We start from the raw sequence: 15065 nt of genomic DNA, 5'->3' as shown, positions 1-15065 counted from the left end.
AAAGCTAAACGGGGGATCATGGCAGTCAATTCGTATCGTGATCTTCTTGTTTGGCAGCAAGCGATGGAAATGGTCACCTCAATTTACAAGGTGACCGATTGCTGGCCCAAGGAAGAAATCTACGGTCTGACAAGTCAGGTTCGGCGTGCTGCCGTTTCTGTTCCAGCGAATATAGCTGAAGGCTTTGGGCGAGAAAATCGCGGCTCCTACCAGCAATTCCTGCGCATTGCCCAAGGCTCTCTCAAGGAAATGGAAACGCATCTCCTCATCGCCGAAAGGCTTGGTTTCATGCAGAGCGAAACAATCAATTCAATGTTGGTGAAAAGCGAAAGTATAGGCAAACTTCTCAGACTTCTGATCCGGAAACTCTCCGATCAATAACATAATGCCTTATTGCCCTACTGCCTTACTGCCCTAACCACCCGGAGCCGCCAATGCCCCACCAGTCCCCAATCTCGCCCGGCTATTCCTGGTACGAGGCGACCGTTCCCGACCGACCGCAATATCCCGAGATGGATGGATCGCGGCAGGCGGATGTCGTTGTCATTGGCGGCGGATATACGGGGCTTTCGGCAGCGTATCATCTGGCGAGACAGGGCGTGGATGTCACACTGATCGACGGCGCTCGGTTCGGTGATGGAGCGTCCGGGCGCAATGGCGGCCAGTTCGGCACCGGCCAGCGAACATGGGCCGAAGACCTCGAAGCCGAATATGGCTTCGAGCGCGCCAAGGCCCTGTTCGACGTAGCGGAAGAGGCCAAGGCCTTTCTCCTTGCCTTTGCCGATGAACATGGCATCGACATGGAATATATGCCCGGCCAGATTTCGGTCGTGCACAAGCCGCGCTATCTGAAGTCATATGAACGCCATGTCGAGCTGATGGCGAACCGGTTCAACTATCCACATCTGCGTCTGCTCGATCGGGGGGAGACGGCGCGCCTGCTCGGTTCCGAACGCTATCATGGCGGCGTCTATGATGCAGGCACCGGCCATATCCATCCGCTGAAACTGCTCGTCGGAACCGCAAAGGCGGCTCATACGGCGGGCGCAAAGCTGTTTGAAGACACCAGAGCCACCAAAATCAGCACAGCAAGCGGGCGGGTCGAGGTCGAAACCAATCGCGGAACCATCGTCGCGAAAAATGCCTTCATCGCGGTCAATGCTTATGGTGGGGCCTATGGCGGGCTGCTGGAGCCGGTCAGCACATCACATGTCATGCCGATCCGCTCTTTCATCGGCGCAACGGTGCCGCTTGGCGACGACAGTACGGTTATTCCGGGTGGTGAATCCATTGACGATTCCCGCTTCGTGGTGCGTTATTTCCGTCGTTCAAAGGATGGCAGGCTGCTGTTCGGCGGGCGCGAAGCCTACACCGCCGACAATCCGCGTGAGATCAGCACGCATATCCGTCGCCAGATCGCGGAAATCTATCCCGCGCTTGCCAATGTCGAGATCACCCATGCATGGGGCGGATCAGTCGGCATCACCATGCCGCGTCAGCCTTTCGTGCGCGAGGTGATGCCCGGTGTCATTTCGGCAGGTGGCTATTCCGGTCACGGTGTCATGCTGGCCAATTATATGGGCAAGCTCTACGCGGAAACCCTCGCAGGCAATCGCGACAAGCTGAAACTGTTTGAGGAACTGCGCATTCCAGCCTTCCCCGGCGGTCGCACCTTCCGCTCGCCGCTGCTGTTTCTCGCCCTGTCGTGGTATGCATTGATGGACAGAATATAGGCCATTGCTTGAGCCTACTCATATGGAAAGGCGGAGCACCCTTCGGCACCCCGCCTTTTCTTACCACCGCCCGGTACACTATTCACTGTTCTACGCTACACTCTCACCGGCCTTTTCCGCCAGACGCTGATAGGTTTCCTCAACCACGTCGCGCAGCGGAAGAATGCCGCTCATGCACAATAATGCATGCATGTGCTGGCGCGCGCCCTCATAACCGACGAGCGGCGCACAGGGCTGCATGCTAATGCTGGCCTCATCCGGATAGAGTTCCTGATATTCGGCAAAATTAGTGAAGCTCTTATAGTTCTCGCCGCGCATCAGATAGGTTTCGACAACCGCGCCTTCCGCCACTACCGCTTCATGACTGTCGAGAACGATATTGTAATAGTCGATAGCCACGTCCATCGACACGCGCATTATGCTCTGGCCATTGACCAGATCCTTCACACGGATCAGCACACCATCGATAAACAGCGCATGGTTGGGCGAAAGATAAAGGTCGCGATGTGGGGTTTTGCTGTCGATGGCAAAGCGTTTGACGCGGATCGGCATCACGCTCTCATTCCACTCCACACCGCCTTTTCTATAGCTCTGCCAGCCGATCCACTTGACCGGACGCGTTTCGCCACGGGCCGTGGTCACGAGATCGCCGACAGACAATGTCTCCACCGCCACCGGCCCCATCGGTGTTTCGATCAGCGTGCCTTTCAACAGGCAATTGGAGCCGCCGCCACCATGACCACCGCCGTGGCCGCCATGCCACCATTTGGTGCCAAGGGCCTGTGACGGACGCGACGACACGATTGAGGCAAAAACACCCAGCGCCGCGACCTTGGCGGCAGTGGCGGCTGTGAGACCCAGAAAATGCCGTCGCGCACGACTGCGCGGCGAATGCCCGTTCTTTTCTGAAGACATGTATCCCTCCGCTCTTCTCGTTACGGCATCGGCCCGAAAATCAGCGTGGATTTCTAGCAAAGCACGATGCGCAGCTTCAAAATTCGAAGCGTCGTGCCCTGTTGCATAGGCGAGCGGCGCTTCAATGCTTTGCCCCAAGTTTACGAATCCGATCTTACCTGATCGCGACCACGAAAAGATTCCGGCAATCAGGCCATAAGCCTTCTCGAATAGGCGTAGGATCTACCTCGAAAGACGGATGGTTTTTGCCAATCCCGGTCGCATAAAGCCTGATCGAGGTTAAGCCACCCCTTCCGCAAGCGCTACAATCCGCATGAAGGGAAGCGGTTGACATCGACCGAAAGCAGGCATAGCTAAGCCACATGGACAAAGCACTCATCAGCACCCGGTCTTATTACGCCCCGCTCATATAGCGGCGGGTTTGCTTTGTCATAGTTCAACCGCTGCATTGCCAGCGGTTGAGTTTCAAGGACAGCGCCTCTGGCCATGCGGCCCTAAAGAGGTCAGTCCATGTCTCGCGACAACAATCAGCATATGAAAATTGGCATTATCGGCTTTGGCGCATTCGGGCAGCTTATCGTCCGTCACCTGAACCCGTATTTCCAGTTCTATGCTTACGATTCTGCCGCAAACCTTGAACAGGCGGCGCAGATCAAAGGCGTCACCCTGACCTCGGTGGAAGAGGTCGCCCTCTGCGAGATCGTCATCCTCGCAACGCCGGTTGCAACGCTTGACCGCGTGGTGGAGGCGATCGCGCCGCATTTGCGCCCCGGCGCGCTTGTTCTGGATGTCGGTTCGGTCAAGGTCGGGCCTGCCGATATCATGCGGCGCGGCCTGCCCGCTTATGTCGATATTGTCGCCACCCATCCACTTTTCGGGCCGCAAAGCGCGCGCGAGGGCATTGCCGGTCTGAAAATCGCCGTCTGCCCAGTGCGGGGCACGCGGTTCCACCGCGTTGCAGCCTTTCTCAAAAAGCATCTGGCGCTCGATGTCATCATAACGACGCCGGAAGACCATGACCGCGAGGTGGCAATGGTTCAGGGACTGACACATCTGATCGCCAGGGTTCTGGTGCAGATGGAGCCGTTACCAACCCGGATGACAACGAAGAGCTTCGAACTTCTGATGCAGGCGGTCGGCATGGTTCGCCACGATGCGCCGGAAGTGTTTCAGGCCATCGAACATGCCAATCCCTACGCGCCGCAGGTGCGGAGGCGCTTCTTCGAACTGGCAGATCGGCTCAACGCGGAACTGGCGCGGCCCGATCCGATCATTGCGAAGGATCAGGCCGCCTAGCATTACAGTTGCGCTTTTGTTTTGATGTGTGCCTTCCTGGCAGTAGCCTTATGCGCGCGCCGCCATGCGTCGAATTTCCTGAACAGACCACCGGATCAAATCGTGATTGCCGGCATCCAGGGTCTTTTTCGGGGTGACGTTATTGGCACGGCACCGGATCACCGCCATCATGGCAAAGGCGAGCATGACGAGGGAGACATGGCGATGCCAACCGTGCCATGATCGGGTTTCGTTGTGATCGATGTTTGGCCCCAGCATATGATGGTATGAATTGTCACCGACACAGCAAAGGGAGCTATGGCCAAGTTCTCCACGGCAGCGCCAAGACCACGCACGCCATCCGAGCAGAACTACAGCGATCGAAAGCTTCGGTCGCGCAACTTGCCGAGCGGTTCGGGATCAACGAGAAAACGGTCCTGAAGTGGCGCAAGGGGCGTTTAGTCGAAGATATGCCAATGGGTCCGAAAGCGCGCCGCAGTACGGTTCTGATGCCTGTTGAAGAGGCTGCGATCATAGTGCTGCGGGTTCAGGCACGGTTACCGCTCGACGATGTCTACATTGCGCTCAAGGATGTCATCCCGCATTTGACCCGTTCTTCGCTGCACCGGTGCCTGCAACGCCACGATATCTCTCGTCTGCCGAAAGGCGACCGGGAAAAGCCCAGGAAGTTCAAAGACTACAAGATTGGCTACTTCCACATTGACATTGCCGAGCTCCGCTATGAGGGCGGCAAAGGCTTCCTCTTTGTTGCGGTCGATCGGACAAGCGAAGCTGGTGTTCGCACGAATCTATCGCAAGGTCACCAAACTGGCCGCCGCCGGGTTCCTCAAGTCATTGATCAAAACCATGCCTTACAGGATTCATACGATCTTGATGGACAATGGCGTGCATTTTGTTCAGCGAGAGCAAGGTACAAACCTCACTTTCCCACACATCTTCGGGCGAATAGCGCTTGAAAACGCCATTAAGCATCGACTGACAAAACCATATCATCCGTGGACCAACGGCCAGGCCGAGAGGATGCGGACGATCAAGGAAGCGACTGTCAAATCCTTTCGCTACAGCTCGATCAATGAAATGCGCCAGCATGGGCGTGATTGGCTGACTGCATACAACTTTGCCAAACAACTCAAAGCCTGAGGCCTTTATCGTCAATCCGTACCATCACATGCTGGGACCAAACATCTAAGGCACATTTCGATCTGATTGAATCAAATCGGCGCTCTAATCATTGGCTGTTCACGCGCATTTTATCCGATCGAAGCAGGACCAGAAATCGGTTCAGTGGACTGATTTCTCTGCGTAGGCGTTTCACACTTTTCGGGATGCGCTTTATTATTTTTCCGTAGTATTTCAAGCCGTCAGTTCTGTCTCATACTAAAGACTACTGCACGAATCCCCTTTTTCGGTTCATCATGCAAGTGTGAGGAGAGCGTCCGGACAGTTGAGAGGAACTGTTCCCGACGCAACAGACGAACTTCATTTACCCGGTGAAGAAGGATCGTCTTATATTTGCCCGTCAGGGCTCTGTTTGGGAGGACAGATTAATGGCAGTCTCGTCAAGTGCCGATGTCGGCACGCAGAAAATGACGAGCGAAGAACGCAAAGTGATCTTCGCGTCATCGCTTGGTACCGTCTTCGAATGGTACGACTTTTATCTCTATGGAACGCTTGCAGCCTTCATCGGCGCGGCCTTCTTCAACGAATATCCAGAAGCAACCCGAAACATCTTCGTTCTGCTCGCTTTCGCGGCAGGCTTCCTCGTCCGTCCGTTCGGCGCCCTCGTCTTCGGGCGCATTGGCGATCTCGTCGGCCGCAAGTACACATTCCTTGTTACCATCGTCATCATGGGCGCGTCCACATTCCTCGTGGGTGTTCTGCCCGGCTCGGCCACGCTCGGCATTTTTGCTCCGATCATCCTGATCGCCCTGCGCATGCTGCAGGGGCTCGCGCTGGGTGGTGAATATGGTGGTGCGGCAACCTATGTTGCGGAACATGCACCGAACAATCGTCGCGGTTTCTTCACGTCATGGATTCAGACCACGGCAACGCTGGGCCTGTTCCTGTCGCTGCTGATTATCCTCGGCATCCAGAGCATAATGAGCAAAGAGGCCTTCGCTGCCTGGGGCTGGCGCATTCCGTTCCTCGTCTCCATCGTCCTGCTCGGAATCTCCGTCTGGATCCGTATGCAGATGAGCGAGTCGCCTGCATTCAAGCGTATGAAGGAAGAAGGCAAGACCTCCAAGGCCCCGCTGTCCGAGGCTTTCGGTCAGTGGAAGAACGCAAAAATCGCCCTTATCGCCCTTTTTGGTCTCACTGCCGGTCAGGCCGTCGTCTGGTATTGCGGTCAGTTCTACGCTCTTTTCTTCCTCCAGAACGTTCTGAAGGTTGAAAATCAGTCAGCAAACATCATGGTCGCCATTGCCCTTCTGATCGGCACCGGCTTCTTCGTTTTCTGGGGCTGGCTGTCGGACAAGATCGGGCGCAAGCCCATCATCATGGCAGGCCTTCTGCTCGCTGCAGTGACTTATTTCCCGCTGTTCAAAGCGCTGACCAATGCTGCGAACCCGGCGCTGGCTCAGGCTGAACAGACCATCAAGGCAACTGTTACGGCTGCACCTGGCGATTGTAACTTCCAGTTCAACGCCACCGGCACGTCCAAGTTCACCACCTCTTGCGATGTCGCGACAAGCTTCCTTGCAAAAACCTCGGTGCCGTACGAAATCCTGCAGACGGCGGCGGCTGGCACTGCTGCGACCGTCACGATCGGTGACAGCACGATCACGTCTTACGACGCTGTTCAGGCTGGAGCTGACGCTACGGCCAAGCAGTCGGCACTGTCTCATGACGTGAACCTTGCCTTGCAGAAGGCCGGCTTCCCGCTGGTTCGCGATCCTGCAAAAGTGCCAGACAGCAAGCTTGACGCATTCGTCGCCGCCAATCCGGAACTTCAGCTGAATGCCGAAGCCATCCGCGGCGGAGACAAGACTATGGTTCCAGCTGCCGATCTGGTGAAGCAGAAGCTTCTGACCCAGACCGAAGCCGACGGCCTTGGCGTCAGCGCCGAGCAGGCCGTCTACACCATCCCGAATGCCGGTGCATTCAAGATGGTAGCCGACCCTGCGCAGGTGAACTGGGTGCTGACAATCGCCATCCTGACCGTCCTCGTCATCTACGTGACGATGGTGTACGGCCCGATTGCCGCAATCCTTGTCGAGATGTTCCCGACGCGCATCCGCTACACCGGTATGTCGCTGCCATATCATATCGGCAACGGCTGGTTCGGCGGCCTGCTTCCGGCCGGCGTGTTCGCACTGAGCGCCGCCAAGGGCGACATCTATTACGGCCTCTGGTATCCGATCATCATCGCCTCCATCACCTTTGTGATCGGCATGATCTTCGTCAAGGAAACCAAGGGCGTCGACCTGCACAAGCTCGACTAGTCAACACGCCTAAAACGAGAAAACGCCGCCCGATGGGCGGCGTTTTTCATATTCTTTTGATGATTTATCTACGATATTGCGCTTCGATTTCAATCAGCTTCTGTTTGCGCCAGAGACCGCCACCATAGCCGGTCAGTGATCCGTCCGCACCGATCACACGATGGCAGGGAATGATGATGGCTATCTGGTTCGCGCCATTGGCCCTCGCAACTGCGCGCACGGCAAGCGGCTTTTCCATAGCCTGCGCCAGTTCGCTGTAACTACGCGTTTCCCCTGCCCGGATTTTCTGAAGCTCGCGCCAGACACCTTGCGTAAAAGCACTGCCATGCAGCACCAGAGGCAAGTCGAACGTCGGAGATTTGCCGTCGAAGAACCTATTCAACTGCTGCTCGACAATATCATGTGTATTGAAACGTCCGATCCCCAGATCACCGCGGCAGGTGGCATAAAGCTTCTTCAATTCGGCAGACAGTGCCTTGCGATCAGCAAATTCGAGAAGATGCAGGCTTCGCGCATCGCAGATCGCAATCATCGTGCCAAGCGGAGTCTTGATCCAGTCGGCACGCAGCAAACCATCGCCGCGCAATTTGCCCGGCGGAAGTCCAAGTATACGCGCAAAGGCACCGCGGAAAGCTTCCGGGGATTCAAAACCCGCATCAAGCTGCGCATCAATCACGCGTCCGCCATCGGCAAGCGCCTGAAACCCATGCCGCAGGCGCTCCTGCCGCGCCATTTCCAGGAATGTCATTCCAAAGTGACGGTGGAAACTGCGACGGACGGTCGAGGGATCAAGCCCCATCCGGGCAACATCTTCTTCGCTCCAGCGCCGTTCGGGATCCGCTTCGAGCGCATCGAGAAGCTTCTTGATGGAAGGCTCTGCCTCGGCAGCCGGCTGTAGTGGATGACATCTTTTGCAGGGCCGAAAACCATCGGCCATGCATTCGGCAACCGATGCGAAAAAGCGGCAGTTTTCCTGTTTCGGTTTCCGCGCCGGACAGGTCAGGCGGCAGAAAATTCCGGTTGAGACAACACCGACATAGGCCCTACCCTCATAAGCGGCATCGCGGGCGACAAGTGCGTCGTAGAGTTTGTTTTGATCTGGGAGCGTGAACAACATGCCGCTATTCTTATGCAGCAGAGCATGAATTTACAGCCTCAAATCGGGCACTTATTCAAAAAAGAAAAGCCCGCCATGCAAAACGCATGGCGGGCTCTCATTCAAACGAACTTGTCGCGCTTATTCCGCGGAGAGCTTCGAGAACTTGTCGAGGATCGCGTCGCCCATTTCGACAGTGCCAACCTTGGTCTTGCCTTCCGACCAGATGTCGGCAGTACGCAGACCGTCATCGAGAACCTGTGCAATCGCTGCTTCCAGACGATCCGCTTCTTCCACGAGGTTGAACGAATATCGCAGGCACATGGCAAGCGACGCGATCATTGCAATCGGATTGGCAACGCCCTTGCCAGCGATATCCGGCGCGGAACCGTGGACCGGTTCATAAAGCGCCTTGCGCTTGCCGGTTTTGGAATCGACCGCGCCGAGCGAAGCAGACGGCAGCATGCCGAGCGAGCCGGTCAGCATTGCAGCAACGTCCGACAGCATGTCGCCGAACAGGTTGTCCGTCACGATAACGTCGAACTGTTTCGGCCAGCGCACGAGCTGCATGCCGCCAGCATCGGCCAGCATATGCTCCAGTTCCACATCGGAATGCTTATCCTTATGGCGTGCGGTGACGACCTGATTCCACAAGACGCCCGACTTCATCACATTGCGCTTTTCCATCGAAGTGACCTTGTTGCGGCGTGTACGCGCCAGCTCGAAGGCAACATCGGCGATGCGCTCGATTTCGTAGGTGTCGTAGACCTGCGTATCGATACCGCGCTTCTGGCCATTGCCGAGGTCGATGATTTCCTTCGGCTCACCGAAATAGACGCCGCCGGTCAGCTCGCGCAGGATGAGGATGTCGAGCCCCTCGATCACTTCCGGCTTCAGCGACGAAGAATGAGCCAGAGCCGGGTAGCAGATGGCTGGACGTAAATTTGCATAAAGCTGCATGTCCTTGCGCAAGCGCAGGAGGCCAGCTTCCGGGCGCACTTCATAAGGCACATCGTCCCACTTCGGACCGCCGACGGCACCAAACAGCGTGGCATCGGCAGCCAGCGCCTTCTCCATATCGGCATCCGAAATCGCCTGACCGTGCGCGTCGTAAGCGCAGCCGCCAACCAAGCCTTCTTCGGTTTCAAAGCCGAGATTGAGGCCTGAGTTGAGGAAAGCGATGATCTTGCGGACTTCCGCCATCGCCTCTGGACCGATGCCGTCGCCGGGCAGGAGAAGGAGTTTTCTGGATGCCATAATGCCAAGCCTCTGTTTATTAAAGAACAATACGGATAGACAAAGCGCTTTCCTATATTGCCTTTTTCAAGTTCCGCGAGGGTTATAGAGCCCTGTTGTCCGACAAGCAATAATGCGCATGGCTGAAACTTATGAAAAAGATAGGGGCTTGCGCAGAAATTATATAACAGCAGATAGAACGGGTGCCGTTCAGCGTTTCAAGTTTCCCGTCATCTGCTAATGGACCCATATTTACTCTGTCAAGCTGCGCGCTTCAGACGGCAGCATTATAGGAATTCCGCCCCGAACGGGATAAGCGAGCTTCGCCTTGCGCGAGATCAGTTCGGCGTGTTCCGCATCATATTCCAACGGGCCCTTTGTAAGCGGGCATACGAGAAGTTCCAGCAGGCGAACATCGATATTGCCGGTTTCCGTCTTGTCGTCCATTGTCTTATTCCCGAAATTTACTGCAGCCGCGATCCGAAATCGTCGTCCTTCACTCTGGCCAATACCATTTCGGTAATGGCAATCAAAGTTGCCGCACGCGTTTTCAAGTCGGGCGCCTCCAGAAGGGCCTGTTTTTCAGCCGGACCGAAAGGCGACATGATGGAAAGGGCATTGACCAAAGTTTCATTGTTCGCGCGTGCGATACTATCCCAATCCGCTTCCAGATTGTGGGCTTCCAGATAGTCGCGGAAAGCACCCAGCAAAGCGTCTCGATCGATTTCTGACGAATCCCTCGCATCCTCCAGATCGGCCAGAAACGGCATAATCCGGCATTGCCGATAAGGCTGACGGCAGTTGACCTCCTCGCGCACACGAAAACGGCAGATGCCTTGTAAGGTGATCAGCAAGCGGCCATCACCAGTCTCGGCAAAAGTCGTGATACGGCCAAGACAGCCGACATTGCTCAATTGGGGGCGAATACTTTCATCCAACTCATCGATCGTTTCGTCATCGTCGCCATCGATTTTCGGCTGAATCATGCCGATAATGCGTTTGCCTGCCAGGGCATTCTCGATCATCGCCAGATAACGTGGCTCAAAAATATTGAGTGGCAGTTGGCCGCCGGGCAGAAGCAGCGCCCCTTTCAATGGAAAAACCGGCACGGTCTCGGGTATATCGGCGCCCGTTCTATAACGAGCATTGCCCACCTGCATTGCAACCTCCTCAAAAGCGTGTCGCGTTTTATCGTACTCTTACGACATGCTTTAAGCTTTTGTTTTCATGCATGTCTTTATCCCCAAACCGGTTTCCACTTTTGGGAGACATGCATTAGGGCTCACGAAAAATTCGCCCTACCGGTTGGAATTCGCATGGCGCGCAAAGCACAATTTGCCCGCCATGCTCCCGATCAGGAAAACAGAAGCGACGACAGCTTGCGCCGCGCACCCAGTGTCGCCGGATCGGCATTGCCCCATGCCTCGAAAAACTGAAGCAGCTGCTTGCGCGCGCCGTCGTCATTCCACTCGCGGTCAGCTTTCATGATGAAAAGCAGCTCATTGGCCGCATCTTCACGCCGTCCCTGCGCATTACGCACCTGCGCGAGGTCGAAACGGGCTTGATAATCCTTCGGATCGGCCTGAATTCGCTTTTCCAGTTCGACCGGGTCACCAATGAGCTTGACCTGATCAGCCAGTGCAAGACGCGCTTCAAGCGCTCGAACGGCTGGCGCATTCTGCTTGTCAGCCGGAAGCTGGGCCAGAATTTCCTGCGCCTTTTCCGCATCACCGGATTCCAGAAGGCAGGTCGCAAGACCGACAATCGCATCGACATTATCCGGAACTGCCTGAAGGATGGACGAGAAAATCTCCGATGCCTGAACGAAATCACCAGCTTCAACCAACTCATTCGCAGCAGTGATTGCTTCTGCAAGTGCCGCTTCCGCATCGCTCGGCCCGCCAATCTTGGCGATAAATTCCTTCACTTTCGATTCCGGTACAGCGCCCATGAAACCATCGACCGGCTGACCGTTGACGAAAGCGATGACCGCCGGAATGGACTGAATTCCAAGCTGACCAGCGATAGCCGGATGATCGTCGATATTCATCTTGACCAGTTTGACAGCGCCACCAGCGTCCCGCACGGCCTTTTCAATGATCGGTGTGAGCTGCTTGCAAGGTCCGCACCAAGGCGCCCAGAAATCCACCAGCACCGGCTGATTGCGGGATTCGGTAATGACATCCGCCTGGAAACTTGCCGTCGTCGTGTCCTTGACGAGATCCGCGCCCCCGGCTGCCGCTGGCGCCGAACCGAAAGAGACATTTGCCGTCATCTGACCACCTGCGCCGGCATAAGGATTGTTCTGGCTGCTCATAAGAAATTCCTTCGTATTTTCCGACTGATGCGACGGTCCGCATGCAAGCCGGTGTCGTTCTTTCAGTTCGTATCTTCGAAAGCCAATTTCAAGACGGTCGATTCAGCGAGTTGCGCTGTAACTTAGCGCTCCCGCTTCTCACTTCAATCGGCAATTGCTGTGCGTAGCCAGACCGCCCATTTCGAAAATCAGTTTATACCGAAGCGTCCGCCTTCGCACCCTCGGAAACGGCTAGAATACGAGGGTCATGTCCGGTGGACTTGAGAAAAGCGACAAGGTCTTCGCGCTTGATTGAAGTTGTGGCTTCATTGGTCAGTGGATGGCCGTTGATGACGTCATATTTCATCAGATCGGCATCGAGAATGACCTGCACATTATGAGCGGTATCGTTGACCGCACCAAACACGGTGACCGAGCCGGGGATCACACCGAGATATTCCATCAGCTTTTCAGGCTTGCCGAACGAAACACGGCTTGCCGCACCGATCAGCTGATGAATCGACTTCAGATCAACTACGGCATCTTCTTCGACCGTCACGAGAAAGAAATTGTCTTTCTTGTCTTTCAGGAAGAGATTTTTCGTATGGCCACCCGGGATTTCACCACGAAGGCTTTGGGAATCCGCGACCGTGAACAAGGGAGGATGTTCGACAGTTTTCACTTCGATACCGAGTTTATGAAGATAGTCTTGAAGTTCGCTCGGCGACAAAGGCATGATTCCACCCCATTCTGTTCAGCATTGAATATGTTGCGCATGTCATCACGCTCCTCACGCTTCGACGACTTGCAACAGCGCTTATAGACCATGGATGCAGGCTTAGAAACCATGCAAAACAAATTGGATTGTTCGCACATAATACAGCAGCCTGACTCGCGCCTCTGACGACAGATTCCATTATCCGTGAAGGCTCGTTTTTCTTGTTTTGACGAAAAATCGCAGCTAAGAACGCAACCATGAACATGAAAAATATAATATTTACAGATAGTTATAATTTAACCGGCAGCTAATTTCGCTGAAATGGTATTTTCCTGTAATTTCCCTGTTGCAATCTCCGAGGCGTTAGTTCATATAGCGCCTGCCTGACGAAAATGACTGGCGCGAGCGGGTGTAGCTCAGGGGTAGAGCACAACCTTGCCAAGGTTGGGGTCGAGGGTTCGAATCCCTTCGCCCGCTCCAGTCAGTCAGGCTTTTTATATTTTAAGTTATTGATTTTAATTGGTTTTCCCATTGGCGGTTTAGCTGGTGGTACAAGGAAAGGTACATTGAGAAAAGTTTCTGCCGATATTCCGTATCTTTACGAGCATAACGGTTTCTATCTTTATAGACGGGCAATTCCAAATCATCTGCGAAATGCCGTAGATAAGCGCCGTGAAATCAAATCCTCTCTCCGAACAACTTCAAGAAACGAAGCAATCCGGCTTTATGGTGAAGCTGATATCGCTGCCGAAAAGCGTTTGAAGGCTCTGCAGAACGGTGCCTCAACAAAAGAAGCGATTCCCTTCGAAGCCTTTGCGGCTCAAGCAGCCTCGAGAGGACATCTACTCATTGACCTGAGCAAAGTCATCGCAAAGCCTAATCTTCTCTTCAAAACTGCGTCTGAATGGCGCAAAACCAAGACCAAGGACCCTTTCCTTTTCAGGTCATTCTTCAATGCCTCGTGACCTGCTCCCCTGAAATGTCCTCGCAATTTGGTTGGTCTGTTCTCCGGAAAAGGAGACAGAACATGAAACGATCCCGCTTCAGCGAAGAACAGATCATCGGAATATTGAAGGAGCATCAGGTTGGGATGTCGGCCGTTGAGCTGTGCTGAAAGCACGGCGTCAGTGATGCGACGTTTTACAAGTGGCGCTCGAAGTATGGCGGCATGGAGGTGTCCGATGCCAAGCGCCTGAAGTCTCTTGAAGACGAGAATGCCAAATTGAAGCGTCTTATGGCTGACGCGATGTTGGACGTATCGACTCTGAAGGGGATGCTTGGAAAAAACTTCTGAAGCCGGATTAAGGAGAAACGCCGTGAGCTAGGCTATGGAAGACAGAAGCTATTCACAACGCCGGGCCTGCGATCTGGCGGGGATCGATCCTCGCGTCTATCGCTATCGTTCGACCCGTGGTGAAGATGATGTCGTACGGTCCAGGCTGCGCGAACTGGCAAGTGAACGCCGTCGCTTCGGCTATCGCCGTCTGCATATCCTTCTGAAACGGGAAGGCTTCGATGTGAACTGGAAGAAGCTTTATCGGCTCTACAAGGAGGAACGGCTCACCGTGCGCAAGCGTGGCGGCCGTAAACGGGCCTTGGGGAGACACGTGCGCCGATGGGGTCCTGCAGAGCCCCAATCAACGCTGGAGCTTGGACTTCGTCTCTGATGCCCTAGTTGATGGCAGGCGCTTTCGTATCATGTGCGTCATTGACGACTTCAGCAGGGAGTGTCTGGCCGTTGTGGTCGATAACTCGCTCTCTGGTGAACGTGTCGCCTGCGAGTTGGACAAGATCGCCGAACGCCGTGGACTTCCATGCATGATTGTCAGCGACAATGGAACGGAACTGACCTCAAATGCCATCTTGAAATGGCAGCAGGACCGGTCTGTGGAATGGCACTACATTGCGCCCGGCAAACCGATGCAAAATGGTTTTGTGGAATCATTCAACGGGCGCTTGCGCGATGAGTGCCTCAATGAACATCTGTTCATCAACTATCAACACGCTCGCCAGATCATCGAAGAATGGAGAAGCGACTACAACCTTAATCGTCCGCATACGAGCCTTGGTGGCTTGCCCCCTTATGAGTTTGCAACCCGGCCCACAAACGACCAAAACCTGAACAGAGCTAACTTATAATCGCGGACAACAAGGGAAGCAGGTCACTTGCGCCGGGGATTTAGCGCCGGTGACAGGAGTGCCCCGGCGTACTGGATCGTGATTTGCAGCTATTGTTGGATACTGTAGCGTAGGAATTGGTTGCGGGGGCAGGATTTGAACCTGCGGCCTTCAGGTTATGAGCCTGACGAGCTACCGGGCTGCTCCACCCCGC

At 55.0% G+C, this 15065-nt stretch carries 12 protein-coding genes, 1 tRNA gene and 3 pseudogenes; 8 read left to right on the top strand and 8 right to left on the bottom strand.

Going from position 1 to position 15065, the window contains the following annotated elements:
* Window positions 1-18 precede the first annotated feature (18 nt).
* Together JNC70_RS19530 and JNC70_RS19525 are read left to right on the top strand one after the other, a co-directional pair.
* Window positions 19-381, top strand: coding sequence for a four helix bundle protein (locus tag JNC70_RS19530; protein WP_104757043.1), 363 nt, complete (start codon window positions 19-21; stop codon window positions 379-381).
* 53 nt (window positions 382-434) lie between these two features.
* On the top strand, window positions 435-1733 hold the full coding sequence (locus JNC70_RS19525) for an NAD(P)/FAD-dependent oxidoreductase (RefSeq protein WP_104757042.1): 1299 nt from the start codon (window positions 435-437) through the stop codon (window positions 1731-1733).
* Window positions 1734-1823: 90 nt separating this feature from the next.
* Here the strand turns inward: JNC70_RS19525 and JNC70_RS19520 are convergent, their stop codons facing one another.
* Window positions 1824-2648: a Hint domain-containing protein gene (locus JNC70_RS19520; RefSeq protein WP_104757041.1), complete on the bottom strand. Its 825-nt coding sequence runs from the start codon at window positions 2646-2648 to the stop codon at window positions 1824-1826.
* 510 nt (window positions 2649-3158) lie between these two features.
* Between JNC70_RS19520 and JNC70_RS19515 the strand changes: the two genes are divergently transcribed.
* Window positions 3159-3944 (top strand): prephenate dehydrogenase, encoded by a 786-nt coding sequence (locus JNC70_RS19515; protein ID WP_104757040.1) that lies wholly within the window; start codon window positions 3159-3161, stop codon window positions 3942-3944.
* A 95-nt stretch (window positions 3945-4039) separates the two neighbouring features.
* On the opposite strand, the pseudogene JNC70_RS19510 reads toward JNC70_RS19515, so the two are convergent.
* A pseudogene (locus JNC70_RS19510) lies at window positions 4040-4187 on the bottom strand (IS701 family transposase); the annotation flags it as partial.
* Window positions 4188-4210: 23 nt separating this feature from the next.
* Here JNC70_RS19510 and JNC70_RS19505 point away from each other — a divergent pair.
* Window positions 4211-5133, top strand: a pseudogene (locus JNC70_RS19505) (IS481 family transposase).
* A gap of 358 nt (window positions 5134-5491) precedes the next feature.
* Window positions 5492-7387 carry an MFS transporter gene (locus tag JNC70_RS19500; RefSeq protein ID WP_104757548.1) on the top strand — a complete coding sequence of 632 codons (1896 nt, stop codon included), beginning with the start codon at window positions 5492-5494 and terminating at the stop codon, window positions 7385-7387.
* A gap of 64 nt (window positions 7388-7451) precedes the next feature.
* On the opposite strand, the gene JNC70_RS19495 is transcribed toward JNC70_RS19500, so the two are convergent.
* The 6 genes from JNC70_RS19495 to JNC70_RS19470 all read right to left on the bottom strand — a co-directional run bounded on the left by JNC70_RS19495 (window position 7452) and on the right by JNC70_RS19470 (window position 12751).
* The gene (locus tag JNC70_RS19495) at window positions 7452-8504 is read right to left on the bottom strand and encodes a bifunctional transcriptional activator/DNA repair enzyme AdaA (protein WP_104757547.1); all 1053 of its coding nucleotides are present in this window, start codon (window positions 8502-8504) and stop codon (window positions 7452-7454) included.
* A gap of 120 nt (window positions 8505-8624) precedes the next feature.
* Window positions 8625-9740 (bottom strand): 3-isopropylmalate dehydrogenase, encoded by a 1116-nt coding sequence (gene leuB, locus JNC70_RS19490; protein ID WP_104757546.1) that lies wholly within the window; start codon window positions 9738-9740, stop codon window positions 8625-8627.
* 231 nt (window positions 9741-9971) lie between these two features.
* On the bottom strand, window positions 9972-10166 hold the full coding sequence (locus JNC70_RS19485) for a Trm112 family protein (RefSeq protein ID WP_061347729.1): 195 nt from the start codon (window positions 10164-10166) through the stop codon (window positions 9972-9974).
* A gap of 17 nt (window positions 10167-10183) precedes the next feature.
* A complete protein-coding gene (locus tag JNC70_RS19480; RefSeq protein ID WP_104757545.1) occupies window positions 10184-10879 on the bottom strand; it encodes an LON peptidase substrate-binding domain-containing protein in 696 nt (231 codons plus the stop codon).
* 194 nt (window positions 10880-11073) lie between these two features.
* Window positions 11074-12036, bottom strand: a complete 963-nt coding sequence (gene trxA, locus JNC70_RS19475; RefSeq protein WP_104757544.1) for a thioredoxin — start codon at window positions 12034-12036, stop codon at window positions 11074-11076.
* Between the two features lie 193 nt (window positions 12037-12229).
* Complete coding sequence (locus JNC70_RS19470; RefSeq protein ID WP_104757543.1) at window positions 12230-12751, bottom strand: prolyl-tRNA synthetase associated domain-containing protein; 522 nt, start codon at window positions 12749-12751, stop codon at window positions 12230-12232.
* Window positions 12752-13138: 387 nt separating this feature from the next.
* On the opposite strand from JNC70_RS19470, the gene JNC70_RS19465 reads away from it, so the two are divergent.
* The 3 genes and pseudogenes from JNC70_RS19465 (at window position 13139) to JNC70_RS19455 (ending at window position 14872) form a co-directional block, all read left to right on the top strand.
* Window positions 13139-13213: transfer RNA gene (locus JNC70_RS19465), tRNA-Gly, on the top strand.
* 86 nt (window positions 13214-13299) lie between these two features.
* Window positions 13300-13698: a DUF6538 domain-containing protein gene (locus JNC70_RS19460; protein WP_104757542.1), complete on the top strand. Its 399-nt coding sequence runs from the start codon at window positions 13300-13302 to the stop codon at window positions 13696-13698.
* A gap of 62 nt (window positions 13699-13760) precedes the next feature.
* Window positions 13761-14872, top strand: a pseudogene (locus JNC70_RS19455) (IS3 family transposase).
* The last annotated feature ends 193 nt before the right edge of the window (window positions 14873-15065 follow it).

Source organism: Brucella oryzae (assembly GCF_041929965.1).
GTDB lineage: Bacteria > Pseudomonadota > Alphaproteobacteria > Rhizobiales > Rhizobiaceae > Brucella > Brucella oryzae.
This window is presented reverse-complemented; position numbering and strand designations above follow the sequence as displayed.

What these genes read in the sequence shown, in the direction of transcription:
- JNC70_RS19530 (WP_104757043.1), top strand. Translation starts at nt 19, where the DNA reads ATGGCAGTCAATTCGTATCGTGATCTTCTTGTTTGGCAGCAAGCGATG.
- JNC70_RS19525 (WP_104757042.1), top strand. Translation starts at nt 435, where the DNA reads ATGCCCCACCAGTCCCCAATCTCGCCCGGCTATTCCTGGTACGAGGCG.
- JNC70_RS19520 (WP_104757041.1), bottom strand. Translation starts at nt 2,648, where the DNA reads ATGTCTTCAGAAAAGAACGGGCATTCGCCGCGCAGTCGTGCGCGACGG.
- JNC70_RS19515 (WP_104757040.1), top strand. Translation starts at nt 3,159, where the DNA reads ATGTCTCGCGACAACAATCAGCATATGAAAATTGGCATTATCGGCTTT.
- JNC70_RS19500 (WP_104757548.1), top strand. Translation starts at nt 5,492, where the DNA reads ATGGCAGTCTCGTCAAGTGCCGATGTCGGCACGCAGAAAATGACGAGC.
- JNC70_RS19495 (WP_104757547.1), bottom strand. Translation starts at nt 8,504, where the DNA reads ATGTTGTTCACGCTCCCAGATCAAAACAAACTCTACGACGCACTTGTC.
- leuB (WP_104757546.1), bottom strand. Translation starts at nt 9,740, where the DNA reads ATGGCATCCAGAAAACTCCTTCTCCTGCCCGGCGACGGCATCGGTCCA.
- JNC70_RS19485 (WP_061347729.1), bottom strand. Translation starts at nt 10,166, where the DNA reads ATGGACGACAAGACGGAAACCGGCAATATCGATGTTCGCCTGCTGGAA.
- JNC70_RS19480 (WP_104757545.1), bottom strand. Translation starts at nt 10,879, where the DNA reads ATGCAGGTGGGCAATGCTCGTTATAGAACGGGCGCCGATATACCCGAG.
- trxA (WP_104757544.1), bottom strand. Translation starts at nt 12,036, where the DNA reads ATGAGCAGCCAGAACAATCCTTATGCCGGCGCAGGTGGTCAGATGACG.
- JNC70_RS19470 (WP_104757543.1), bottom strand. Translation starts at nt 12,751, where the DNA reads ATGCCTTTGTCGCCGAGCGAACTTCAAGACTATCTTCATAAACTCGGT.